Consider the following 23,713-nt stretch of genomic DNA (forward strand, 5'->3'; position numbering starts at 1 on the left):
CGCGGTCCGGCGCTCACCGGCCGTCCGCACCCCTCGCGCCCACCCGGTCCGGCCCGCCGGCCGGGTGCGGGACGGCGATGACGTCCCGCGGCGGCAGGGCGGCCTGCTCGACGCGGTTGCGGCCCCGCTCCTTGGCGGCGTAGAGGGCCCCGTCGGCGGCGTCGAGCAGCCCGTCGACGCTCCGGAAGCCGGGGAAGGAGGCGAGGCCGATGCTGACGGTGACCGGCAGCCGGTGCTCGCCGGCCCGGGTCCGGGACCGCGCCACCAGCTCACGGATCTCCTCCAGGCGGGCGCGGGCCACCTCGCCGCTCGCGCCGGGCAGGACGATCACGAACTCCTCCCCGCCCAGGCGGGCCACGATGTCGTCGTGCCGGACGCCGGAGGCCAGCAGCCGGGCGACGCCGATCAGGACGGCGTCGCCGGCGGCGTGGCCGTAGGTGTCGTTGACCCGCTTGAAGTGGTCGACGTCGACGACGGCCAGGGTCAGCGGGGTCCCGCCGGCGGCGGCCTCGGCCAGCTGCCCCGGCAGGGTGTCCATCAGGTGACGGCGGTTGTACAGGCCGGTCAGCGGGTCCCGGACGACCTGCTCGCGCAGCAGCGCGTTGGCCTCCTCGACCTCGCGGCGCAGCCGGTTGGCCTCGGTCACGTCCCTGGCGGCCAGGGCCCAGCCGATGGCGTTGCCCCTGCGGTCGTGCAGCGGGCTGATCCGCAGGTGCAGGTCGACCCCGCTGCCCGCCACGTCGGTGAGGGCCTGGTCGGTCTCGGTCTCCTCCCGCAGATGCAGGTCCGCGCCGAAGATCTCGCGGGCCGGCGATCCGGTGAGGGACGCGTCGGGCGGTACGGGCGATCCGGTGGAGAGTGCCGCGGGCGGTACCGGCGGCTCGGCGGAGGGTACGGCGGGCGGATCGGACGACCCGGCGGAGGGCGGGGCGGACCCGCGCGCCGCGGCCGGGCGGATCCGTTCCGCCAGCCGGCGGGCGGCGGGGTTGTGGTCCAGGATCCGGCCGCACCGGTCGGTCACGATGACCGCGTCGGAGAGCGTGTCGAACACCTGCTGGCGTCCCACGGGGATCTGCTCCGGCAGGGTCGGATGCGCCACCATCCGGTAGGCGATGATCACCGTGATGGCGAACCCGACGGAGGTCATGTCCGAGTAACGGCCCTCCAGCGGCAGGCCGACCAGGTTGATCAGCATCGGCGGCAGCGCGGTGCAGAGAGTCCAGTTGTAGATCCAGCGCTGCTCGCGCGGGACCCGGCGGCGGGCGCGGGCCACCCGGAACAGGGCCACCAGCACCAGGACGTAGCCGTAGACGACGTGCGGCCAGTAGAGCGGCCCGATCTGGAGGATGAACTCCCCCTGCCACGCCGCCCTGGTGACTCCCGGGATGAGCAGCCGGTGCCACGGGTTCGTCGCGATCAGGGCGATCAGGATCGCCGGCTCGATCAGGAGCGGCGTCACCGTACGCCACGAGACCCGCCAGGCGCGGTCCGCCACCGTCGCCGCCAGGCAGAAGAACCCGGCGGTGACGACGGACTCCGCGGGGAACAGGATGCTGCCCCACAGCAGCGCCTCACCGGGGTCGACGACCAGGAAGGCGATCACGTCGGAGACCGCCCACAGGGCGACGCCGGTGGAGAAGACCGACAACACCCCGAACAGCGGCGCCCGGCGCCACCGGGTCCAGCCGATGGCGGCCACGCCGGCGGCCACCACGGCCGCCAGTGTGAACATCGCGATCAGTACCGGCACGGTGTCATCCCCCTCTTCGACGCGCTCGCGGCACACTTCGTCGATGTCCCATCGGCAGCGCGCCGGAGGAGTTGAGCCGGTCCTAGCCGCGCAGGGGGATCGAGACGTACGACGGGTTGCCGGCGGGGGAGGAGAAGGTGAGCCCGGCGCCCGGCGGGTTGTGCTCGATGTAGAGCGGATCGGCGGTGTCGACGACGAGGGCGAGCCGGTGACCGGCCGGGACGTCGTAGGCCGTGGAGAACAGCTCCAGATCGAGGCCGGAGGCACGGCCGGGTGTCCGGCCGTGGAAGGTGAACGGCGCGTGCGTGATCAGCCTGCCCCCGCCGCCCGGGCCCACGTCGTAGAGGTGGGCGATGACGGTGCCGCTCTCCCGGGTGGCGGTCATCGTGGTGTGCAGCTTCACCGTGCCGCGCACGCGCAGGCCGTCCGCGTGGCGCGGAGACTGCCAGACGGCGGCCCGTGAGCGCGGCAGCAGGGGGACCGTCACCTCCGGCGGGGCCTTGGCGAACTGGTCGAGGATGCCGGACAGGAACACCGTGCCGCCGTTCGCGCCCGAGTCGGCGTCCGCCGCTATCCGCCGGGTGCCGGTGAGCGGGACCCTCCGGGTGGCCGAGGTCAGGGCCCGCCAGGTGGGATAGCCCTCGTAGCCGCCGCCGGTGCGAGGCAGGACCCGGACGGGGTCCTCCCGGTCGATGCCGTTGTCCGCGCCCTTGAGGTGGTGGTCGAACCAGCGCCGGCAGTTCCTCCACACGTCGTTCGGCAGCCCCAGCAGGCCGGTCGCCTCGGGGGTGGCGTGGTCGCCCGGCCGCAGCTCCAGGCGCTTGGGGCCGGTGAGCCTCTCGTAGAAGCGCGCGTACTGGTTCGGCGGGAACAGCGACTCGCCCCAGGCGTTGCCCAGCATGATCGCGGGACCGTTGGCGTTGATCCTGGACAGGTGGGTGGCGGGGGAGCGCACCCGGGCCCACGCGATCATCTCGGCCTCCCGGTTCAGCTCCGAACGGAAGAAGCCCCGCATGTGCCGCTGCAGCTCCGCGCTGGGACGCCCGGTGACGAAGCCGGAGCCGACCAGGATCGCCGACGCCTGGGAGTGCTGGGTGCGGCCGCTGTAGATGGAGGCCACGAGGTCGGCCCAGCCGCTCATCGCGACGACGGCCCTGACCCGGCGGTCGAAGGCCGAGGCCAGCAGGCTGATGCCCGCGCCGTAGGAGACGCCGGCCATGCCGACCCTGCGCGGGTCGGCGGGGGTGTTCCGCAGCGCCCAGTCGACGACCTTCGAGGCGTCGGCGACGTCCCGGGGACCGGCGACGTCGATCTTCCCGCCGGACTGCCAGAAACCGCGGGTGTTGTAGCTGACCACCACGTAGCCGGCGCGGGCCATCTTCTCCGCCTGGACGAGATACTCCACCTGCGGCACGGACCAGCTGGTGGGCAGCACGATGACCGGATGGCGGCGCCCGCCGTCCCGGCCGCCGGGCGTGACGACGTTGGCCGCGAGCTTCGTGCCTCCGGCGCCGGGGATGGTGACGAACCGGATGGACGGTGCCGCCGCGTCCCCGGCGGTCCGGACGGAGACCGTGTCCCGGGCCGGCCGGAGGGAGGCCGCCGTGGCGGAGGCCGGGCTCCAGACGGAGCACAGGAGCGCCGCGGCCACGACGGCGGCGGTGGCGGGTCGGGGGTGCGGACGTCTCATGGGCCGTCTCCTGCCGTCGTCGCCGACCGGTCCCACCCGGTGGTCGGTACGCCTGAGGGGAAAGTGACCCGACGGTAACCCGTGGTGTTACCGTTGGTAACCAGGGGGCGTGTTACGCGTCGGTAACAATCGTCGTACCGAGGCTGCGCGGGGGACGGCGAGGTGTGGCGGCGGGGATGTGAAGGCGGAAGGACGCGCCCCGTCACGGTAAAAGCACCTTCTGCCGAGTACGGCCCGCACCGAGCATCGCTGCAGGAGCGGTGAGCGTCCGGCCGCCGCGGTGATCGTCAGGAGTCCCCATGCGGCAGCGCGAACCCGGCGTCCCCGGGCGGCGATGTGATCCCCGTGTCCTCGTACGGCGGGGCAGTCTCGTACGGCGCGGCGTCCTCGTGCGGCGGGGATGGCGGGCAAGGGCGGTCACGGCGTTCCTGATCGCCGTGGCCCTGGCGGCCTCGCCGGCGGCGACCGGATCCGCCTCGGCCGCCCGGGCTCCGGCCGTGACGGACTCCGCCTCGCTCGCCGTGTGCGACTTCACGATCGAGAACACCGACGACGTCTTCGGCGACGAGGTCAGGGCGGTCGACCTTCAGGAGGGCGGGAACGGTGACGAGATCTTCCTGCGGATCGGCGGGAACCTCTTCCCGCTGTCCGGGGGGACCGTACAGTTCCCGACCGCGGGGACGGGCAGGCCGGCCGGCGCGTTCGGGTTCGTCCCGCCGGTGCGCGTGCAGTTCACCGACGGCATCCTGGCCTTCCAGCTGATCGAGGACGATCTCACGATCAACGACAGGATCGCCGACGCGGAACTGCCGTGCGGGAACGTGCGCACGCAGCTCACCTTCGTCAACCGGCGTGGGAACGCGGCGTACGAGGTGGAGTTCGCGATCCGCGTCGTCGGGTGAGGAGACGGGTGAGGAGACGGGGGAGGAATCGGGCGGGGACGACACCGGGCGGGCGCCGTACCGGGCGGGCGGGATACCGGCGGGCGCCGTACCGGATGAACGGGAGGCCCCGGCGGGCGCCGGGGCCCGCCGTCAGCGGACCCGGGCGCGCAGCCGTCCCAGCGCCGCCTTGCCGTCGTGCACGGCGCGGGCCACGAAGTGCAGATCCTGCTCCCGCCTGGCCATCCCCAGGGCGTTCTTGGCGGCCTCGTAGGCGTCGATGGCGTGCCGCCAGTCCTGGTCGGCCGTCATGCCGCCGCGCCCGCTGATCTGGAACTCGTAGTCGAGCTGGTCGATCTCCTCGCCGAGCCGGGTGATGTCCTCCTCGGCCCCCCGGCGCATGAGGGCGAAGCGGGCGTTGCGCCTGCTGCGCCGCTGGGCGCTGACGCCCCAGGCCACCACGGTGAGCGCCAGGCCCACCGCGCTGAGCACGACCATGACGAGCCCGACGGAGATCCCCTTGTCCTCCTGCGCGGCCACGGGGTCCGGGTCACCGGCCGGCGACTCCTCGCCGGCGCTGTCGGGGGTCGGGAAGACGAAGCCGTCGACGTCCTGCGGGGTGCCCTTGGCGCCCTTGAGGTTCGCGTCGTCGGCCTGGGTGAAGGAGGCGTCCTGGACGGTCGCCCCGGTGAAGTCGGCCCCGGCCAGCTCGGCCTGGGTGAAGTCGACCTCGGTCAGGTCGGCGTCCTTGAAGGTGGCGTTGCGCAGGTTGGCCTGGCCCAGCTTGGCCTCGCGCATCTTGGCGCGGGTGAAGTCGGCCTTGCGCGCCTTGAGCTGACCGGGGGTGCTCTCGGTGAGGTCGGCGTCGACGAGCTTGGCGCTGGTGAAGACGGCCTGGGTCAGCTCGGCCCGGGTCAGGGTGGCCCCGGTCAGGTCCGCGTACGGGAACTGGGCCTGCCCCGCCTCGGCGTCGATCAGGATCGCGCCGCGCAGGTCCGCGTAGTCGGCGTGCATCTGACCGAGGTTCGCCTCGGTGAAGTCGGCGCCGCGCATGTCGGCGTGCTTCAGCGTGGCCTGGGTGAACCGGGTCTTCTTGAGCGAGGCGTTGCGCAGGATCGCACCCGTCATGTCCTCCTGGACGAACTCGATGCCGTCCAGCTTGGCGCCGGTCAGGTCGGCGCAGCGCAGGTTGTCGGGGAGCTGGGCCCCCTTGGTGAAGTCCTTGCCGCGCAGCTTGGCGCCCTCGCCGGGGCGGCAGGGGTTGGTCTGCGCGGCGGTGAGGTGCCCGGCCGAGGCGTGGGCGGGAGCGATGACGGACCCCGACAGCGCGAATGTCGCGGCGATGAGTGTCAGGGGGATGGAACGACGCACGGGTGCCTCCTTCAACAGCAGTCCCGAGCGTGCCAGGGGATCATTTCATCCCGCTAGACACTCACTTGAACCGCGCACGGTCACTCCGGCCGGGGCACCTTGGCCACCGCGTATCCGCCGGGGGGAAGCAGCAGATTACCCGGGATCTTCCGCTCCTCGCCGCCGTGGTTGATCGCGAACAGCCACTCGCCGCGCCGTACGAGCTCGACGGGGGCGGGTGAGCCGAGACCGAGCAGGCGGGCGTAGGCGTCGTCGGACAGGCGCGTGGAGACGTAGACGGCCCGGCCGTGACGTGTGATCGCCGGGGTGCCGTCGGGATAGCGGGCCAGGGCCTCGGCCCCGGCCAGGTGGACCCGCTCGGTCCACACGGACGCGGTGTCGCCGGTGTCCAGCGTGACCGGCTCGCCGACCGGGAGGAACTCCTCCACCCGGACGCCGAGAACGCCGCGCAGGGCGCCCGGGTAGCCGCCGACCCGGATCCGCGCGTGCTCGTCGGCGATCCCGCTGAGGAAGGAGACCACGAGGGTTCCGTGGCCGCCGTCCGCGTAGCGGCGCAGGTTCTCCGCCGCGTCGTCGGAGATCAGATAGAGGCTGGGGACGATCACCAGCTCGTAGCCGGACAGGTCCGCCGAGGGGTGGACGAAGTCGGCGGTGACACCGTGCCGGTAGAGCACCCGGTGCGCCTGCCGTACCGCCTCCAGATAGCCGATCCCGGTGGAGGGGAAGCCGGGCGACTGCAGCGCCCAGCCCGCCTCGGTGTCCCACAGGATCGCGGCCGAGGCCTCGACCGGGTCCCCGCAGGCCTCGGCGAGGGCGGGCAGCAGGTTGCCGAGGTCGCGGATCTCGCGGAAGATGCGCGAGTCCGGTCCGGCGTGCGGGACCATGCCGCCGTGCCAGAGCTCGGCCCCGCCCCGCGAGGCCCGCCACTGGAAGAACATCGCCCCGCGCGAGCCCCGGGCGACGTGCGACAGGCTCAGCCGGGTGATCTCCCCGGGCCGCTTGGCGGCCATCCGGGGGCCGGTGTAGGTCACCACCGCCTGCTCCATCAGCAGCCAGGGCTTCCCGCCCGCCCAGCCGCGCGCGAGGTCGGCGGCGAACGCGGTCTCCTCCGGGGGGTTCTCGGACGGATAGTGGTCGATCGCGACCAGGTCCACCTCCCGCGCCCACTTCCACTGGTCGACCGGGACCCAGTCGCCGAAGACGAAGTTGGTGGTGACGGGGACGTCGGGGGTGAGCTCGCGCAGGATCGCCTTCTGCTCGCGGAAGCAGCCGAGCATCTCCTCGGAGAGGAACCGGCGCAAGTCCAGGACCTGGGCGGGGTTGGGCAGGTACTGGGTGGCGCGGGGCGGCATGACCTGCTCCCACGCCGAGTAGTGCTGGCTCCAGAACGAGGTCGTCCAGGCGTCGTTCAGCGCCTCCAGCGTTCCGTGCCTGCCGCGCAGCCACGTCCTGAAGGCGGCGGCGACGTGGTCGCAGTGGCACCAGGTGCCGTACTCGTTGTGCACGTGCCACATGGCCAGCGCCGGATGGCCGCGGTAACGCTCGGCGAGCACGCGGGCGATGCGGGCGGAGGCCTCGCGGTAGGCTGGGGCGCTGACGCAGTAGGTGTCGCGGCTGCCGTGGCTCAGGCGGGTGCCGTCGGCGGTGACGGTGAGCGCGTCGGGGTGGGCCAGGGAGAACCAGGGCGGCGGGGACGCGGTGGGCGTGGCCAGGTTGACCCCGACGCCGCCCTCGTGGAGCAGGTCGAGCACGCGGTCCAGCCAGCCGAAGTCGTAGGAACCCTCGACGGGTTCGAGCCGCGCCCAGGAGAAGACGCCGACGCTGACCAGGTTGACCCCGGCCTCCCGCATCAGCGCGACGTCCTCCCGCCAGACCTCCTCCGGCCACTGCTCGGGGTTGTAGTCCCCGCCGTAACACAACCCGTCGAGCCCTTTCGGCCAGCGCACTCTGGTTCCTTTGTTCGGATGGAATCTAAACTAATTATCCATGGACAACGGATTCGTCTCAAGGGCCGCGACCGGAGACTGGGAACGGGCCCTGATCACCGGCAACGGCCGCCAGGGAGCCCTGGTGTACGGCGGCCCCACCCGAGATCTCGACGGTGTCACGGCTCCGGACAGCCTGGATCGTGACGGTGTCACGGGTTCCGAAGGTTCTGGCGGTCGCGATGGTGTCATGGGCCCCGGAGGCCTCGGAGGCCCCGGTGAGCTTCGGGTGACGCTCTCGCATGAACGCCTGTTCCTGCCGGTCACCGAGCCACTGCCGCCCCCGCACACCGCGGCCGTCCTGCAGGAGTTGCGGGCCCTGCTGTACGGCGGGCGCTCCGGCGAGGCGGCCGGCAGGGTCGTCGAACTGGCGACCGGCGAGCACCCCGGCTACGCCGGCACCCGCTGGATCGACCCCCTCATCCCCTCGGCGACCCTCGCCTTCACCCCTCACTTCTCCCTCCCCGCAACGAGTCCCATCGTCCCCCCGTCGCCCTCCGCCAGCCCCACCCCGTCCCCCTCCAACGCCCCGCCGTCGCTCCCCGACATCTCGCGCCTCCGTACGGCGGGCGGGTATCTGCGGAGTTGCGACTTCGCGAGCGGCCTGGTGACCCAGGAGTGGGGCGGGGTCCGGCAGGAGGTGTTCGTCTCCCGGCCGGCCGATGCGGTGGTGATCCGATGGTCGGGGGGCGAGGGCTTGCTGCGGCTGGTCCCGATCGAGGAGGAGCCGCCGGTTCCCATCCGGTTCACCACGACCGTGGCGCCCGGCCGCTTGGTCCTGAACGCGGAGTTCGAGGCGCGGTGGCCGGGGGCGATCACGGGTTACACGGTCGAGTGCCGAGCGGTCGGCACCGCCGAAACGGGATCCGGCGGGCTCCTGATGGGCGACGACGCCCTCATCCTCGCCCGAACGGTGATCCGCGGCAGCCGGCCGGATCCTTTGGAGGAGATCCCCGCCGACTTCGACCTTCTCCTCCGCGAACACACGGCCGTCCACGGTGACCTGTTCTCCCGCTCCTCCCTCCGGCTCGGCCGCCGTACACCGGCGCCGCCCACCGCCGTACGGCATCCCGCCGTACCGGCGCCGTGGGAAAACCCGTGGGCACCGGGGAGGCGGGCGGGAGGTGGCGCGTTCGGGCGCGGTGGTGCGGAGGCACCGGCCGGAGGCGTGCGAAGCGGTGATGGCGCGGGGGTGCCGGGTGGGGGCGATGGGGCGTCGGGGTGGGGGGAGGCGGGGGTCGGGCGGTTGTTCGGGGCGGGGCGGTATGCGGTGATCTCCAGCTCGGGGGAGTCGCCGCCGACGTTGCAGGGGGTCTGGAGCGGGACGTACGACCCGCCGTGGCGCAGCGGGTTCACCATGGACGGGAATCTGGCCTCGGCGGTGGCGGGGCTGGCGGTCACCGGGACGCCGGAACTGGCGACGGCGGTGTTCGATCTGGCGGACGCCATGGTGGAGGACTTCAGGGAGAACGCCCGCAGGTTGTACGGCTGCCGCGGGATCCTGGTCCCGGCGCACATGTCCACCCACGGCCTGCACAACCACTTCGGGCCGGTCTGGTGCCTGACCTTCTGGACGGCCGGGGCGGGCTGGCTGGCCCGGCTCTACCACGACCACTACGCGCACACCGGGGACACGGACTTCCTGCGCGAGCGGGCGCTGCCGTTCATGACCGAGGCGGCCGTCTTCTACGAGGACTTCCTCACCGGGGACGGCGACTTCGTCCCGTCGTACTCACCGGAGAACACCCCGGCGGGCGGCGACTCCCAGGCGTGCGTCAACGCGACCATGGACGTCGCGGTCGCCAGGGACCTGCTCCGCAACCTCGTGCACGCCTGCGAGGTGCTGGACCTCGACCACGGCCGGTGGGGGCGGTTGCTGGACCGGTTGCCGGGCTACCGGATCGCGCCGACCGGAGAGCTGGCCGAGTGGATCGGCGCGAGGAGGGGCGCGGCCGGGCATCCGGAACACGCCGCGGGCGGAGAGCCCGCAGGAGCGGTGGAGGACAACCACGCCCACCGCCACGCCTCGCACCTCTACCCGCTCTGGTACGAACGGGACCCGGCCTTCGACGACCCCCGGCTGGAGGCGGCCGCGGCGCTCGCGGTCCGGCGGCGGCTGGAGTGGTGGCGGGGGTCGGACAGCGACGAGATGGCCTTCGGGCTCGTCCAGCTGGGGCTGGCGGCGGCGGCGCTGGGGCTGGCCGGGGAGGCGCACGAGGCGCTGACGCTGCTGGCCACCCGCTACTGGTGCGCCGACAACCTGGTCTCCACCCACAACCGGGACGCGATCTTCAATGTGGACGTCTGCGGCGGACTGCCCGCCCTGGTGGCCGCGATGCTCGTCCGCTCCTCGCTGCCGCCCTCCGGATACGGGCGGGTCGACCTGCTGCCCGCCCTCCCGCAGGCGTGGCCGTACGGCGAGGCGAGAGGGCTGGTCGTGCGCGGCGGGGCCGTCGAGCGGCTGACCTGGGAACCCGGGCGGGTCGAGGCCGTGGTCAGGGCGTGGCGGCCATTGCTGGTCACGTGCGGTCTCCAGCGCGCCCGGGTGCCCGCGGGGGAAACGCTCCCATTGACGTTTGTTGGTTTGGACGCAAAACTAATTCAGGAACTGGAAGCCTGAAGCGCTGGAGCCCCCATGCCGTACCGTCCTCCTCTGATCGCGCACGAGTACTTCGTCGCGGACCCGCCGGAACTGCCCGTGCGCTCGCACGGCGAGGGCGGTCTGTCGGCGCTGACGGCGGCGGAGCCGGTGGCGGCCGACGAGGCGGGGGTGACGCTGAAGGCCTCGACCTCGGCGGGCGAGACCCTCGTGGTCCAGGTCGGTGTGGCGGGCGAGGGGGTGATCCGGGTCCGGCTCGGCCAGGACGCGGACGCCCGGACCCGGTCGGACCGGGCCATCTCCATGGTCACGCCGGGCACCTTCGCCGGGGCGCGGGTGGAGAGCCTGGCGGCCCCGGGAGACGGCGTGCTCACCGCGGAGGTCGCCGGAGGCGGAGGCGTGCTCCGCGCGGACGGCGGCGTTCCCGGTGCCATCGTGGTCGACGCGGGGCCGCTCCGTGCGGAGATCACTCTTTCCCCCTGGCACCTGAGGTTCACCGACGCCTCCGGGGCGACCGTGCTGGAGCAGGATCCGGGCCACACCGACATCAGCGGCCGCCTGCGCACGCTCCCGTTCGGCCGGTCCCTGGCCGGCGGCGAGGTGGCCGGTTACCACGAGAGCTTCGCCGCCCCCGCCGACGAGGCGTTCGCCGGGTTCGGCGAGTCGTTCACCCCGCTGGACAAGCGCGGCCAGCGGCCGGTCATGTGGAACTTCGACGCCTTCGGCGCCGAGTCCCAGCGGGCCTACAAGAACGTGCCGTTCTATCTGTCCAGCCGGGGATACGGCGTGCTGGTGGACAGCGGGACGCCGGTCGAGTTCGACGTGTGCCAGTCCACCCACAGCTGCGTGCAGATCGTCGTCCCGGACGACCTGATCGACTACTACGTGATCGCCGGGCCGACCCCGCCGGAGGTGCTCGACCGGTTCGACCGGCTGACCTGCCGGCCCCTGCTCCCGCCGAAGTGGGCGTTCGGCACCTGGATCTCCTCGGGGTTCTTCGTCGACACCCAGGAGCGGGTGATGAACCGGGCGCGCACCATCCGTGAGCGCGGCATCCCCTGCGACGTGCTCCACCTGGACACCTACTGGCAGACCGACGGGCACTGGTCCGACCTGCGCTGGGACGAGGCCGGCTTCCCCGACCCGGCCGGGATGCTGGCCGAGCTGAAGGAGATGGGCTTCAAGGTCTGCCTCTGGATGAACCCGTACGTCTCCCACCTGAGCCCGGCCTTCCCCGCCGCCGCCGAAGCCGGATATTTCCTGAAGAAGCAGGACGGCGAGGTCTACGTGGCCGACTCCTGGCACGGCTCCTACCCGGCCTGCGGCATCGTCGACTTCACCAACCCGGACGCCGCCGAGTGGTTCCGCGGGCTGCTGCGCCCGCTGCTGGAGCAGGGCGTGCAGGTCTTCAAGACCGACTTCGCCGAGGGCGTGCCGCACGACGCGGTCGCCTTCAACGGGATGACCGGCACCGACCTGCACAACGTCTACACGCTGCTGTTCAACGACGTGGTCGCGGAGGTGACCCGCGAGGTCGCCGGGCACGGCATGGTCTGGGCCCGCTCCTCCTTCCTGGGCGGGCAGCGGCACTCGGCCCAGTGGAGCGGCGACACCTACACCAGTTACCCCGCGATGGGCAGCACGCTGCGCGGCGGCCTCTCCCACGGCCTGTCGGGCATCCCGTTCTGGAGCCACGACGCCGGCGGCTTCACCGGCCGTCCCACCGACGACCTGTACGTCCGCTGGACCCAGTTCGGCGCGTTCTCCCCGCTGCTGCGGCTGCACGGCACCACCAGCCGGGAGCCGTGGGAGTTCCCCGAGGTGGAGGCCGAGGCCGTGGCCGCGCTGAAGCTGCGCTACCGGCTCATGCCGTACCTCTACACCGCCGCCGCCGAGGCCGCGCGCACCGGTGCGCCGATGATGCGGGCGCTGTGCGTGGACCACCCGGACGACCCGGTCGCCTGGCAGGCCGACCTGGAGTACCTGCTCGGCCGCGACCTGCTGGTGGCCCCGATGACCTCCCCGGACGGCGTGCGGCGGGTCTATCTCCCGGCGGGTGACTGGGTGGACCACTGGACCGGCGAGGTGCTCGCAGGCGGGCGGTACGTCACGGTGCGCACGCCGCTGGACCGCATCCCCCTGTTCGTACGGCACGGCGCGCTCATCCCGGTCCTGGCGGAGCCGGGCGGCACGGTCGGCGACGGGCCCTTCGGAGAGATCACCCTGCTCGGCTACGGAACGGTCACGGGCACCGCCGTGATCGCCGACGTCGACGGGAGCAGCACGGTCACCGTGACTGAGGACGGCGTCCGGGTGGACGGTCCCGCCCGGATCACGGGTGTCGAGCGGGCCGGCGGCCGCTGACCGGCCCTTGAAGGAAAGCTCGGGGGACTCCCCACAGGAAGAGAGAACGATGTCCAAGGTGAGAACCGGTGTGGCCGCACTGGCCATGCTCGCGGCGCTGGCCGCCTGCGGGAGCACCGAGCCCGAGGCGGGCGGTCAGGCCGCCTCCGACGGCCCCCGCGTGCTGAAGCTGTGGCACTACGAGAGCGCCGACGGCGCGATGGGCAAGGCCTGGGCCGAGGCGATCAAGCAGTTCGAGTCCTCGCACCCCGGGGTCGAGGTCCAGTTCGAGGAGAAGGCGTTCGAGCAGATCCGCCAGTCGGCGGGCATGATCCTCAACTCGGACGAGGCCCCGGACGTGATGGAGTACAACAAGGGCAACGCCACCGCCGGTCTGCTGTCCAAGCAGGGGCTGCTGACCGACCTGACGCCCGAGGTCGCCAAGCGCGGCTGGGACAAGCTGCTCAGCCCGTCGCTGCAGACCACTGCGAAGTATGACGACCGGGGCATCATGGGCGCCGGCAAGTGGTTCGGTGTGCCGAACTACGCCGAGTACGTGATGGTCTACTACAACGAGGACCTGTTCGAGAAGCACAAGGTCGAGGTCCCGACGACGTTCGACGGGTTCACCGCCGCCATGGACGAGTTCGTCAAGGCCGGGGTGACCCCGCTGGCGGTCGGCGGCGCCGAGTACCCGGCCCAGCAGATCTTCTACCAGCTCGCCCTGTCCAAGGCGCAGCGCCCGTGGGTGGACGGCTTCCAGCTCTACAAGGGCAAGGTCGACTTCCACGGCCCCGAGTTCACCTACGCGGCCGAGACCGTGGCCGACTGGGTGAAGAAGGGCTACATCGCCAAGGACTCGGCCGCCCTCAAGGCCGAGGACATGGGCGTGTCCTTCATCGGCGGCAAGTACCCGATCGTGGTCACCGGCTCGTGGTGGTACGGCCGGTTCGCCTCCGAGATCAAGGACTTCGAGTGGGGCTCGTTCCTGTGGCCCGGCAACACCATGAGCGCCGGGTCGAGCGGCAACATCTGGGTCGTCCCCGAGAACGCCGAGAACAAGGACCTGGCCTACGACTTCATCGACATCACGATGAAGAAGGAGATCCAGAACCTGCTCGGCAACTCCGGCGGCGTCCCGGTGGCGGCCGACCCCGCCGCGATCACCGACGAGAAGAGCAAGGAGCTCATCGAGAACTTCACCAAGCTCTCGGCGGGTGACGGCCTGGCCTTCTATCCCGACTGGCCCGCGCCCGGCTACTACGACGTGCTCGTGGCCGGGGTGCAGAACCTGATCAACGGCAGCAAGACGCCCTCCGCGGTGCTGGACGAGATCGCCGGGCCGTACGAGGAGAACCTCGCCGACATCGGCAACTGACCCGGCGACCGACCCCGGAGGCAAAGATGGCAGTGCACGCTCCGGCCGTGCGGCCGAAGGCGGTCCGCGGGCCGGAGCCGCGCCCCCGGCGCCGCCGTACCGGCGGCTACTGGGTGTTCCTGCTGCCCAGCGCGGTGCTGTTCACCGCGGTGATCCTGGTGCCGTTCCTGATGAACATCGGGATCTCCTTCACCCGGTGGCAGGGGATCGGCGACCCGCGATGGCTCGGGATCGACAACTACACGCGGCTGTTCGCCGACGAGCGGTTCTGGGCCTCCTTCCGCAACAACCTCGCGCTGATCGTCGCCATGGCGATCGTGCCCACGATCGTCGGGCTGGTCCTGGCGGCGACCCTGTTCGACTACGTGGGCAGGAAGTTCGGCCCCCGTACGGCCGGCACGCTGCGAGCCGCCTACTACCTGCCGCAGGTGCTGCCGGTCGCGATCGCCGGCATCGTCTGGGGATGGATCATGCATCCCCGGTACGGCGCGCTGAACGCCTTCCTGGGGCTGTTCGGCGCGGAACCGCGCAGCTGGCTGGGCGACCCCGGCTGGGCGCTGCCGAGCGTGATGCTGATCATGGTGTGGTTCCAGATCGGCTATCCCGTGGTCATCTTCATGGCGGGACTGCAGCGGGTGGACCCGGCCCTGTACGAGGCGGCGGAGATGGACGGGGCGTCGTGGTGGCGGCGGTTCCGGCACATCACGATCCCGCAGATCCGCCCGGAGATCTACGTGGTCCTGCTGACCTGCACGATCGCCGCGCTCAAGGTCTTCGGCCCGATCTTCGTGCTGACCCGCGGCGGCCCCGGCGGAGCCACGCTCGTGCCGTCGTACTTCAGCTACCAGAACTTCTTCGAGAAGGCCAACGTCGGGTACGGCGCCGCGATCGCGACCGTCCTCACCCTGGTGATCATCGTGGTCACGGCGTTCTTCCTGCGGATCCAGGACAACGAGGACGGGCAATCATGATCCGGAAGTACTCGGTCCTGGTCTCGCTGGCCGTGCTGGCCGTCGTGATGCTGGTGCCGTTCGCCATCGTCACCCTCAACGCGCTGCGCTCCCCGCAGGACTACTCCGCCAACGGACCGCTGAGCCTGCCCGACGGCCTCTACCTCGACGGGATCGTGGAGTTCTGGAACCGGGTCGACTTCGGCGGGAAGCTGTGGAACAGCCTGCTGATCAGCGGCTCGGTGGCGGTGCTCGCGGTGATCCTGTCGGTGCTCAACGCCTACGCGCTCGGCATCGGCCGGGTGCGCGGCCGGGTCTGGATCATGGTCGTCTTCCTGGTGGCCAACACGCTGCCGCAGGAGGCGCTGGTCTATCCGCTGTACTACCTGTCGAAGCAGGCCGGGCTCTACGACAGCCGGCTCGGGGTGATCATCATCTTCACGGTGATCCAGAGCGCGTTCGGCACCTACCTGCTCGCCTCGGTCCTCGGCCGTTTCCCGCACGAGATCCTGGAGGCCGCCGCGATCGACGGGGCGGGCAAGTGGCGGGCGCTGTGGCGGATCGTGGTCCCGATCAGCCGCCCGACGCTCTCCGTACTGCTGATCTTCTTCTTCATCTGGACCTGGAACGAGTTCTTCCTGCCGCTGATCTTCCTGATCTCCAACGAGAACCAGACCGTCCCCGTCGCGCTGGGCGTGCTCCAGGGGGACAAGATGATGGACGCCACCATGTCGAGCGCCTCGGCGCTGCTCGGCATCCTGCCCGCGGTCGTCTTCTTCCTGATCTTCCAGCGCACCCTGACCCGCGGCGTGACCGTGGGCGCGATCAAGTAGCGACCAGGTTCTGAAGCGCTTCGAATCCCTGACCTTGGAGGCGCAATGCCCTTTCGCAAGCCCGCCGCGGCGGCGGCCGTATTCGCCCTGACCCTGGGGTTGTGCGCGGCACCGGCGCACGCGGACCCGCAGTATCCCTTCCGTGACCCGGCCCTCCCTCTCCGGCAGCGGATCGACGACCTGCTGGGCCGGCTGACCCCGGCCGAGAAGGTCTCCTGGCTCCACCAGTACCAGCCCGCGGTGGAGCGGCTCGGCATCGGGCTGTTCAAGACCGGGACCGAGGCGCTGCACGGCGTCGCGTGGTCCACCGACATCGACAACGGCGGCGGCGTCGTCACCGCGCGCGGCACGGTCTTCCCGCAGGCGATCGGCCTGGCCAGCACCTGGGACCCGGACCTGGTCGAGAAGGTCGGCTCCGTCGTCGGCGACGAGGCACGCGGCTATCACGCGGAGAACCCCCGGCTGTGGGGCCTGCAGCTGTGGGCGCCGGTGGTCAACCTGCTGCGCGACCCGCGCTGGGGCCGCAACGAGGAGGGCTACTCCGAGGACCCGCTGCTGACCGGGGCGATCTCCACCGCGTACGGCCGGGGCATCCAGGGCGACGACCCCGACCACCTCAAGGCCGCCCCGGTGCTCAAGCACTACATGGCCAACAACAACGAGGTCCGCCGCGACACCACCAACTCCAGCCTGCGGCCGCGGGTCATGAACGAGTACGAGATCCCGGCGTTCAAGACCGCGATCTCGGCCGACGCCGCCACCGGCGTGATGACCTCCTACAACCTCGTCAACGGCCGCCCGGCCACGGTCACCGACCTCAACTCAAGCATCCGCAGGTGGACGGACCGGACGCTGTTCACCGTCTCCGACGCCGGCGGGCCCAACAACCTGACCGGCTCGCAGCGGTACTTCGCCACCAAGCCCGAGGCCGCCGCGGCGATGATCAAGGCCGGGGTCGACAGCTTCACCGTGGACGACACCAACGGCGCCCCGACCGTCGCCTCGGTCAACGCCGCCCTCGACCAGGGCCTGCTCACCGAGGCCGACATCGACCGTACGGTGCGCAACATCCTGGGCGTGCGCTTCCGGCTGGGCGAGTTCGACCCGGACGGCGGGCCGTACGGGAAGATCGCCAAGGCGGTGGTGGACAGCCCCGGGCACCGCGCGCTGAACCGGCGCACCGCCGCCGAGGCGATGGTGCTGCTCAAGAACTCCCGCGGGGCCCTGCCGCTCGACCCGGCCGAGAAGGTCGCGGTCATCGGCCCGCTGGCCAGGACCCTGTACACCGACTGGTACTCCGGCAAGCTGCCCTACCAGGTCACCCCGCTCGACGGGATCAGGGAGCGGGCCGCGGGCACGGTCGACACCGAGGGCGCCGATCGGATCGCGCTCAAGGCCGACGGGAGGTACCTGACCGCCGGGACCGGCGCGGGCGCCGACCTGAAGCTCTCCGGGACCGCGGCCGGCGAGACCGGGCAGTTCGACGTCTTCGACTGGGGCGAGGGCGTCGTGACGCTGCGCAGCGTCGCCAACGGCAAGTACGTCAGCCGCGCCAACTGGTCCACCCTGGTCAACGACCAGGACCAGCCCACCGGCTGGTTCGTCCAGGAGCAGTTCAAGCTGGAGGCGCAGGCCGACGGCACGACGCTGCTGCGCTACGCCGGCTACGAGACCGCCGAGCCGTGGTTCGGCCCGGACGTCTACGTGAGGGCCGCCGCCGACGGCACGCTCTCGCTGGGCACCGCCGCCGAGGCCACCCGGTTCACCAAGGAGACCGTGCGCAGCGGGATCGACGAGGCCGTCGCGGCGGCCGAGAGCGCCGACGTGGCGGTGGTCGTGGTCGGCAGCATGCCGTTCATCAACGGCCGCGAGGCCCACGACCGCACCGACCTGAACCTCGCCGCGGGCCAGCGGGCCCTGGTCGAGGCCGTGCGCGAGGCCAACCCCGACACCGTGGTGGTCCTGGAGAACAGCTACCCGACGACGATCGACGCGCTGCAGGAGAAGGTCCCGGCGATCCTGTGGACCACCCACGCGGGCGCCGAGACCGGCCACGCCCTGGCCGACATCCTGTACGGCACCGCCAACCCGGCCGGGCGCCTGACCCAGACCTGGCCCCGCGCCGGGGCGGAGCTCCCCGACATCCTCGACTACGACATCATCAAGACCGGCTCGACGTACCTGTACTCGAAGGACCGGCCGCTGTACGCCTTCGGCCACGGCCTGAGCTACACCACCTTCGGCTACCAGGGGCTGCGCGCGGTACGCGACGGCGACGGCCACCGGGTGAGCGTGAAGGTGACCAACACCGGCCCGCGCGCCGGTGACGAGGTCGTGCAGCTCTACACCCACCAGCACTCCTCCCGGGTGAGGCAGCCGGTCAGGCAGCTGCGCGGCTTCGAGCGGGTGAGCCTCGCGCCGGGCGAGTCGAAGACGGTGACGTTCACCCTGAAGACCGCCGACCTGGCGCTGTGGGACGTGACCCGGGGCCGCTTCGCGGTCGAGCCGTCCACCCACGACGTGCTCGTCGGCTCGGCCTCCGACCGCATCCGTCAGCGCACCACGATCCGGGTGGACGGCGAGGCCGTCCCCGCCCGCGACCTGGCGAAGGTCACCCGGGCCGCCGACTTCGACGATCACTCCGGCGCCGAGCTGGTCGACGAGACGAAGGCGAGCGGGGACGCGGTGGCGCTGTCCTCCGGCGAGTGGCTCGCCTTCTCCGGCGCCGACCTCGGCCGCGGCGCGACCGGCGTGACGCTGGGCGTGGCCACGACCGCCGCCTCCTCCGTCGAGGTCCGCCTCGGCTCTGCGCGGGGACGGCTGCTCGGCACGGTCACGGTGCCCGCCACCGGCGGCGTCTACCGGTGGGGTACGGCCACCGCCGCGTTGTCCGGGGCGTCCGGCAGGCAGGACGTCTATCTCGTCGCCCGGGGCGAGCTGCGGATCAAGGACCTGGTCCTGACCCGCTGACCTCCCGCCCCCGCCGTACGGCCCGCGTCCCGTCCACCCGGGGCGCGGGCCGTACGGCGTCCGGGCCCGAAAAAATCTCAGGAGGGAGGTTGCATCTTCCGGTGGCGATAACTTATAACTCTATTAAGAGGTTTTCGAGAAGGCAGGCATGAGGAAACCTGCCTGGTACAACGGAGGTGGTTACCGATGCTGCTGACGTCGATCGACCCGTTCGTCCAGGAGTTCGACCGTCAGTTCGACCGGCTCACGCGGCAGGCCCTCGGGTGGCGTGAGGGCAGCGCGGGTTCGGCCATGCCTCTGGACGGCGTCCGCCGCAAGGACGACGTCCTCCTCAAGTTCGACCTGCCCGGCGCCGACCCCGACTCGATCGAGGTCACCGTCGACCGCGGGGTGCTGTCGGTGAGCGCCCGCCGCGAGGAGGAGTACGGCGAGGACGAGCGCGTGTTCGTCCGCGAGCGCCAGATGGGCACCTTCACCCGCCGGGTCTACCTGTCCGAGCACCTCGACAGCGAGAAGATCGACGCCGCGTACTCCAACGGCGTCCTCGCGGTGCGCATCCCGGTGATCGAGAAGGCGAAGCCCCGCAAGATCGAGATCCAGAAGTCGTCCGGCCAGAAGTCGATCGGCGTCTGACGGAGCCGCGACGGGGTGGGCGCCGCGATCACCGGTGCCCACCCCGCCGGCGTTCCGCCGGCCCCCGCTCGGGCCCGCGCCCGGGAAGTTCCGCCGGTCCGCGCCGGGAAAGAGAGTGACCATGGTCCGCCTGCCCTTCGACGACGAGCACGCGCCGCTGTACTCCGTGGGCCAGGTGGCCGAGATGCTCCAGGTCCAGCAGGCGTTCCTGCGCCGCCTCGACGAGCACGACGTCGTCCGCCCCTCCCGCTCCTCCGGCGGGCAGCGCCGCTACAGCCGCCACGAGATCGGCGCGGTCCAGGACGCCGTCCAGCTCATCGGCGAGGGCATGAGCCTCGTCGCGGTCCGCCGCATCTTCGAACTGGAGGCGCAGGTCCGCGAGCTGAAGGCCGAACTCGCCCGCGAACGCGCCGCCCGCCATCCCCGGAAAGAGTGACCGGCGGCCTCGTGACGACACCTTCGGTAGGCCTTATCCGTGATCTACTTCTTCATATTCGAGACACCTTGGATGTCCTGCTCTACGGTTTTCCTGGCATAGCTGCAGGTGCGAGGCAAGGTGGTCGTGTTGGTTGGGTTGGCCGACTGGTCACATACGATTCAAGGACGAACTGACCATTTCGACGGACTGACCGTGACCGCTCTGATCCCGTCGGTCAGCCACTCGTTCGCGAGTCCCATTCAGGTGATTGCCAGCGACGGAAGACGCTACTTCGTCAAGCGACTGGAAGCGTGCCCGAACGATGAGGCCCGAGCCTCTTTGGCCATCGAGTTCATCGTGTCCGGCGTCGGCGGGTTGATCGGTGCGCCGGTCTGTCCGACCAGCCTCATCCGGATTCCGGAGGAGCTCGCCGAGTGGCCATTGAATGGAGGAGTCCTCAAGGCTGGCCTGGCGCATGCAAGTCTGGCGTTGGAGCATGTGGAAGAGCGGCGGCAGGCTCTATCGTTGCGGGAAAGGGATGACAATAGGCGTCGTCATGTCGGAATTTATGCACTTTACGACTGGTGCTTTGGCGACGATGCGCAGTGGTTGTATGACCGAGACGACGACTACAGTATCTATAGCTTTGATCACGGTGTGTACTTCCCCCCGAACAGCGGGTGCTGGAGACCGGCTCTGTTGGAGCAGTCGGTCGACGTGCCGAACGAGTTGCCTGACGGGTCCGATGGGGTGAGCCTGGAGGCGGTTGAGGAGATAGCCGGTGCGCTTGAGAAAATCTCTCGCGGTGCTCTTGCCGACATCCTGTGCGGTGTCCCGGCTTCCTGGCCGGTGAACGATAGGGAACTGGAAGCTCTGGGCTGGTTCCTCGAACGTAGGGCGCCTGCCGTCGCCGGGCGAGTGCGGATGCTCCTTGAAAGGAGGTCGGAGGTCATATGAGCCGATACGTTTATGCGATCGTTCGTTGCCTTCCCGAGCCGCGGACGGGGGAGTTCATGAACGTCGGGGCGATCGCCGGTGATCCGGTCACCGGCGACTGGTCCGTGCGTCAGCTCAGCGCGTTCGATCGCGTGCGCAGGTTCGCCGGCACTTCCGCCATGCAGGTGGCGACCAACTTCCTGCTCCGGGTGGACGCTGAGATCGACCGCAACCGCAGCGACCTGGAAGAGGGCGGGGATCCGCTCACCGAAGCGTGGTTGCGTCAGATGCATCATGACCACCGGAACATCGTCCAACTCAGCCCCCCCGCACCGATCCTGGCAGAGAGCGCGGAACAGGCGCTTGACCTCATCTTCAGCCAGCTCATCATCGATCCTGTCGCTGAGCGTCAGCCCCGGCCGGTGGGTAAACACCTGCTCGTCAGCAGGCTTCGGGAGGCTTATCGAAGTGCGGCGATCGCCGACTACCTGGTCCGGCCTCGGGCGGAGGTGCTCGTCGGCGAGCGTGTCCGCTCCATCGTGGATTTCGCCATCGCCAACGGCACCGCCGTCCAGTTGACGCAGGCGTGGTCGTTCCGCCGGGCACAGATCGACAACTTGTCGACGGAGGTCAAAGCATGGGGATACGCGTTGGAACGTCTCCGCAGCGGTGAGAGCGCACGGGTCATCGACGCCAACGATCAGATCAGTGAGATCAGCGAAGGCGTGGATCTCCAAGTGGTCGTCGTTCCACCGGAGACCGCTGAGCAACGCAACGCTTTTGAGGAGGCGCAGCAGGTTTTCTCGAACCTTCGCGCCGACGTTCACTCACTGGAAGACGTGCAGACCGTCGCTGATCGAGCCGTCGACTTGGTGAGCCGCCTCAGGGCGTAGCTTGGAAACGGGTCTGCCCCGGGAGGCCGCCGGAACGGCGGTGGCTACACCGGGGCTTACGACGTCGAGGCTACCGGCCCCGTCAGCCCTTGACGGCGCCGATGATGACGCCCTTGGTGAAGTGGCGCTGGACGAACGGGTAGATGAACAGCACCGGCAGCAGCGCGAGCACCACGATGGCCATCTGGATCGCCAGGTTGGGCGGGAGCGCGCCGGCGGACGAGGTGTCCACCGCGGCGCCCAGGGTGAGCGACTGGCCCTGCTGGACGTACTGGCGCATCACCAGCTGGAGCGGCCACTTGGCGTTGTCGTTCAGGTAGAGGATCGCGTTGAAGAAGGCGTTCCAGTAGCCCACGGCGTAGAACAGGCCGATGACCGCGATGACGCCCTTGGACATGGGCAGCACGATCCGGGTCAGGATGCGGAACTCGCTCGCCCCGTCGATGCGGGCGCTGTCGGGCACCTCCTCCGGGATGTTCATGAAGAAGGCCCGCATCACCACGAGGTTGAATGCGTTGATCGCGCCCGGCAGGATCAGCGACCAGTAGCTGTCGATCATGCCGAGCGACTTGACCAGCAGGTAGCTGGGGATCATGCCCGGGGTGAACAGGAACGTCAGCAGGATCATGAACAGCAGCGGCCGGTGGAACAGCGAGCCCGGCCGGGACAGTCCGTAGGCCGCGAGCACCGTGCAGACCAGGCTCACCGCCGTGCCCACCGCGGTGATGCCGAGGCTCACCAGCACGGACTGGGTGACCACGCCACCGGAGAACAGCTCCCGGTAGGCGGCGAGAGAGAACCCGTCGGGCACCACCACCAGGCCGCCGGCCTCGTTCACCGCGTCGGCGGGGGACAGGCTGGTGAGCGTCACGATGTAGATCGGGAAGAGGACGACGAGCGCGATGAGGGACAGGGTCAGGCCCTTGGTCAGCCTGCCCGGCAGGCTGGGCCGCTCCTCCCAGACGGGGCGTGTACTCATGATTTCTTGTAGATTCCCTGTTCGCCGAACCGGTGGGCGACCTTGTTGGCCACGAGGATGAGGACCAGGCCGACGACGCCCTTGACCAGACCGGCCGCGGCGCCGTAGCTCCACTCCCCGGTGACGAGCGTGCGCCAGAAGATGAAGGTGTCCAGCACTTCGGCGGCCTCCCGGCCCACCGCGTCACGCTGGAGGAAGAACTGCTCGAAGCCGACGTTGAGCGCGTCGCCGAGGCGGAGGATCAGCAGCAGCACGATGACCGGGCGCAGTCCGGGCAGGGTGATGTGCCACATCCGCCGCCACCGGTTGGCGCCGTCCACCGCCGCCGCCTCGTAGAGGTTCGGGCTGATCGCCGCCAGCGCGGCCAGGAAGATGATCGTCCCCCAGCCGGCGTCCTTCCACACGGACTCCGCCGTCACCAGCAGCAGGAAGGTGTCCGGGTTGGTCATGATGTCGATGCCGTCGTAGCCGTTGGCCCGGAGCGTCTGGGAGATCAGGCCCGCGCCGCCGAGGATCTGCTGGAACAGCGTGACGACCAGCACCCAGGAGAAGAAGTGCGGCATGTAGACGATGCTCTGGACGAACAGCCGGACCCTGGGGCTCATCACGCTGTCGAGCAGGATCGCCAGGAAGATCGGGATGGGGAAGTAGAAGACCAGCTGGAACGCCGTGATGGTGAGCGTGTTCAGTGTGGCGTCCCAGAAGCTCTGGTCGGTGAGCAGCCACTGGAAGTTGGCGAAGCCGATCCAGGGGCTCTCCGCGATCCCGACGTGGGGGGAGTAGTCCTGGAAGGCGATCACGTTGCCGAGCAGCGGGACGTAGTGGAACAGCGCCAGCAGCCCGACCGCGGGCAGGGTCATCAGCAGCAGCTGCCAGTCGCGCAGCAGCCGCTGCCGCAGCGGGCGGGGACGGGCCCTGCCACCGATCCGGGGCTTGCCGCCGGCTCGGACCTTGTCACTGCTCCGGGTCTGGTCACTGCTCCGGATCTTGTCACCGGTCCGGGCTTTGTCGCCGGTACGGCGGGCGGGGGGCGTGGGCGGGGCGGCGGTGCCGGCCCCGGCGGGCGAGGTCAGGTCGCCCGCCGGGACGTTGCTGGTGCGGTTC

The 23,713-nt window shown here is 70.6% G+C and carries 17 protein-coding genes; 11 read left to right on the forward strand and 6 right to left on the reverse strand.

All coding sequences use genetic code 11. The features are described from left to right. Positions 1-13: 13 nt before the first annotated feature. Together Pta02_RS27170 and Pta02_RS27175 are read right to left on the reverse strand one after the other, a co-directional pair. Positions 14-1,750, reverse strand: a complete 1,737-nt coding sequence (locus tag Pta02_RS27170) for a histidine kinase N-terminal 7TM domain-containing diguanylate cyclase (protein WP_203877783.1) — start codon at positions 1,748-1,750, stop codon at positions 14-16. An 82-nt stretch (positions 1,751-1,832) separates the two neighbouring features. Beyond that, on the reverse strand, positions 1,833-3,440 hold the full coding sequence (locus tag Pta02_RS27175; RefSeq protein WP_203877784.1) for a CocE/NonD family hydrolase: 1,608 nt from the start codon (positions 3,438-3,440) through the stop codon (positions 1,833-1,835). Positions 3,441-3,739: 299 nt separating this feature from the next. Between Pta02_RS27175 and Pta02_RS27180 the strand changes: the two genes are divergently transcribed. Then, a complete protein-coding gene (locus Pta02_RS27180; protein WP_203877785.1) occupies positions 3,740-4,342 on the forward strand; it encodes a hypothetical protein in 603 nt (200 codons plus the stop codon). Between the two features lie 132 nt (positions 4,343-4,474). Here Pta02_RS27180 and Pta02_RS27185 read toward each other — a convergent pair whose 3' ends face one another. Both Pta02_RS27185 and Pta02_RS27190 read right to left on the reverse strand, forming a co-directional pair. Next, positions 4,475-5,692: a pentapeptide repeat-containing protein gene (locus Pta02_RS27185; protein WP_203877786.1), complete on the reverse strand. Its 1,218-nt coding sequence runs from the start codon at positions 5,690-5,692 to the stop codon at positions 4,475-4,477. 80 nt (positions 5,693-5,772) lie between these two features. Continuing rightward, a complete protein-coding gene (locus Pta02_RS27190; RefSeq protein WP_203877787.1) occupies positions 5,773-7,638 on the reverse strand; it encodes a beta-galactosidase in 1,866 nt (621 codons plus the stop codon). 268 nt (positions 7,639-7,906) lie between these two features. Here Pta02_RS27190 and Pta02_RS41445 point away from each other — a divergent pair, with 268 nt between their 5' ends. From Pta02_RS41445 to Pta02_RS27240, 10 genes are all read left to right on the forward strand, one after another. Beyond that, positions 7,907-10,297 (forward strand): glycosyl hydrolase family 95 catalytic domain-containing protein, encoded by a 2,391-nt coding sequence (locus Pta02_RS41445; RefSeq protein WP_373872418.1) that lies wholly within the window; start codon positions 7,907-7,909, stop codon positions 10,295-10,297. Positions 10,298-10,312: 15 nt separating this feature from the next. After that, on the forward strand, positions 10,313-12,640 hold the full coding sequence (locus Pta02_RS27200) for a TIM-barrel domain-containing protein (RefSeq protein WP_203877788.1): 2,328 nt from the start codon (positions 10,313-10,315) through the stop codon (positions 12,638-12,640). A gap of 49 nt (positions 12,641-12,689) precedes the next feature. Next, on the forward strand, positions 12,690-13,997 hold the full coding sequence (locus Pta02_RS27205; RefSeq protein ID WP_203877789.1) for an ABC transporter substrate-binding protein: 1,308 nt from the start codon (positions 12,690-12,692) through the stop codon (positions 13,995-13,997). 26 nt (positions 13,998-14,023) lie between these two features. Next, entirely contained in the window at positions 14,024-14,968 is a 945-nt protein-coding gene (locus Pta02_RS27210) for a carbohydrate ABC transporter permease (RefSeq protein WP_203877790.1), read from the forward strand. After that, complete coding sequence (locus Pta02_RS27215; protein WP_203877791.1) at positions 14,965-15,780, forward strand: carbohydrate ABC transporter permease; 816 nt, start codon at positions 14,965-14,967, stop codon at positions 15,778-15,780. The genes Pta02_RS27210 and Pta02_RS27215 overlap by 4 nt, the downstream gene beginning before the upstream one ends. 45 nt (positions 15,781-15,825) lie before the next feature. Then, positions 15,826-18,750: a glycoside hydrolase family 3 protein gene (locus Pta02_RS27220; RefSeq protein ID WP_203877792.1), complete on the forward strand. Its 2,925-nt coding sequence runs from the start codon at positions 15,826-15,828 to the stop codon at positions 18,748-18,750. Positions 18,751-18,936: 186 nt separating this feature from the next. Continuing rightward, positions 18,937-19,383, forward strand: coding sequence for an Hsp20/alpha crystallin family protein (locus Pta02_RS27225; RefSeq protein ID WP_203877793.1), 447 nt, complete (start codon positions 18,937-18,939; stop codon positions 19,381-19,383). A 121-nt stretch (positions 19,384-19,504) separates the two neighbouring features. Next, positions 19,505-19,819 carry a MerR family transcriptional regulator gene (locus Pta02_RS27230; RefSeq protein ID WP_203877851.1) on the forward strand — a complete coding sequence of 105 codons (315 nt, stop codon included), beginning with the start codon at positions 19,505-19,507 and terminating at the stop codon, positions 19,817-19,819. A gap of 120 nt (positions 19,820-19,939) precedes the next feature. Next, a complete protein-coding gene (locus tag Pta02_RS27235; protein WP_203877794.1) occupies positions 19,940-20,758 on the forward strand; it encodes a hypothetical protein in 819 nt (272 codons plus the stop codon). Further along, positions 20,755-21,630, forward strand: a complete 876-nt coding sequence (locus tag Pta02_RS27240; RefSeq protein WP_203877795.1) for a DUF3037 domain-containing protein — start codon at positions 20,755-20,757, stop codon at positions 21,628-21,630. The genes Pta02_RS27235 and Pta02_RS27240 overlap by 4 nt, the downstream gene beginning before the upstream one ends. 82 nt (positions 21,631-21,712) lie before the next feature. Here the strand turns inward: Pta02_RS27240 and Pta02_RS27245 are convergent, their stop codons facing one another. Both Pta02_RS27245 and Pta02_RS27250 read right to left on the reverse strand, forming a co-directional pair. Further along, positions 21,713-22,609, reverse strand: coding sequence for a carbohydrate ABC transporter permease (locus Pta02_RS27245; RefSeq protein WP_203877796.1), 897 nt, complete (start codon positions 22,607-22,609; stop codon positions 21,713-21,715). Continuing rightward, positions 22,606-23,535 carry an ABC transporter permease gene (locus tag Pta02_RS27250; RefSeq protein WP_239131268.1) on the reverse strand — a complete coding sequence of 310 codons (930 nt, stop codon included), beginning with the start codon at positions 23,533-23,535 and terminating at the stop codon, positions 22,606-22,608. Before Pta02_RS27250 ends, Pta02_RS27245 begins: the two co-directional genes overlap by 4 nt. Between the last annotated feature and the right edge of the window lie 178 nt (positions 23,536-23,713).

The sequence above is a fragment of the Paraplanobispora takensis genome, from assembly GCF_016863195.1.
In the GTDB taxonomy this organism is placed as follows: Bacteria; Actinomycetota; Actinomycetes; order Streptosporangiales; family Streptosporangiaceae; genus Planobispora; species Planobispora takensis.

Bases quoted from the DNA above. Each gene is read 5' to 3' on its own strand.
- Pta02_RS27220 (WP_203877792.1), top strand. From the start codon at position 15,826: ATGCCCTTTCGCAAGCCCGCCGCGGCGGCGGCCGTATTCGCCCTGACC.
- Pta02_RS27200 (WP_203877788.1), top strand. From the start codon at position 10,313: ATGCCGTACCGTCCTCCTCTGATCGCGCACGAGTACTTCGTCGCGGAC.
- Pta02_RS27205 (WP_203877789.1), top strand. From the start codon at position 12,690: ATGTCCAAGGTGAGAACCGGTGTGGCCGCACTGGCCATGCTCGCGGCG.
- Pta02_RS27180 (WP_203877785.1), top strand. From the start codon at position 3,740: ATGCGGCAGCGCGAACCCGGCGTCCCCGGGCGGCGATGTGATCCCCGT.
- Pta02_RS27240 (WP_203877795.1), top strand. From the start codon at position 20,755: ATGAGCCGATACGTTTATGCGATCGTTCGTTGCCTTCCCGAGCCGCGG.
- Pta02_RS27175 (WP_203877784.1), bottom strand. From the start codon at position 3,440: ATGAGACGTCCGCACCCCCGACCCGCCACCGCCGCCGTCGTGGCCGCG.
- Pta02_RS27245 (WP_203877796.1), bottom strand. From the start codon at position 22,609: ATGAGTACACGCCCCGTCTGGGAGGAGCGGCCCAGCCTGCCGGGCAGG.
- Pta02_RS27215 (WP_203877791.1), top strand. From the start codon at position 14,965: ATGATCCGGAAGTACTCGGTCCTGGTCTCGCTGGCCGTGCTGGCCGTC.
- Pta02_RS27210 (WP_203877790.1), top strand. From the start codon at position 14,024: ATGGCAGTGCACGCTCCGGCCGTGCGGCCGAAGGCGGTCCGCGGGCCG.
- Pta02_RS27230 (WP_203877851.1), top strand. From the start codon at position 19,505: ATGGTCCGCCTGCCCTTCGACGACGAGCACGCGCCGCTGTACTCCGTG.
- Pta02_RS27225 (WP_203877793.1), top strand. From the start codon at position 18,937: ATGCTGCTGACGTCGATCGACCCGTTCGTCCAGGAGTTCGACCGTCAG.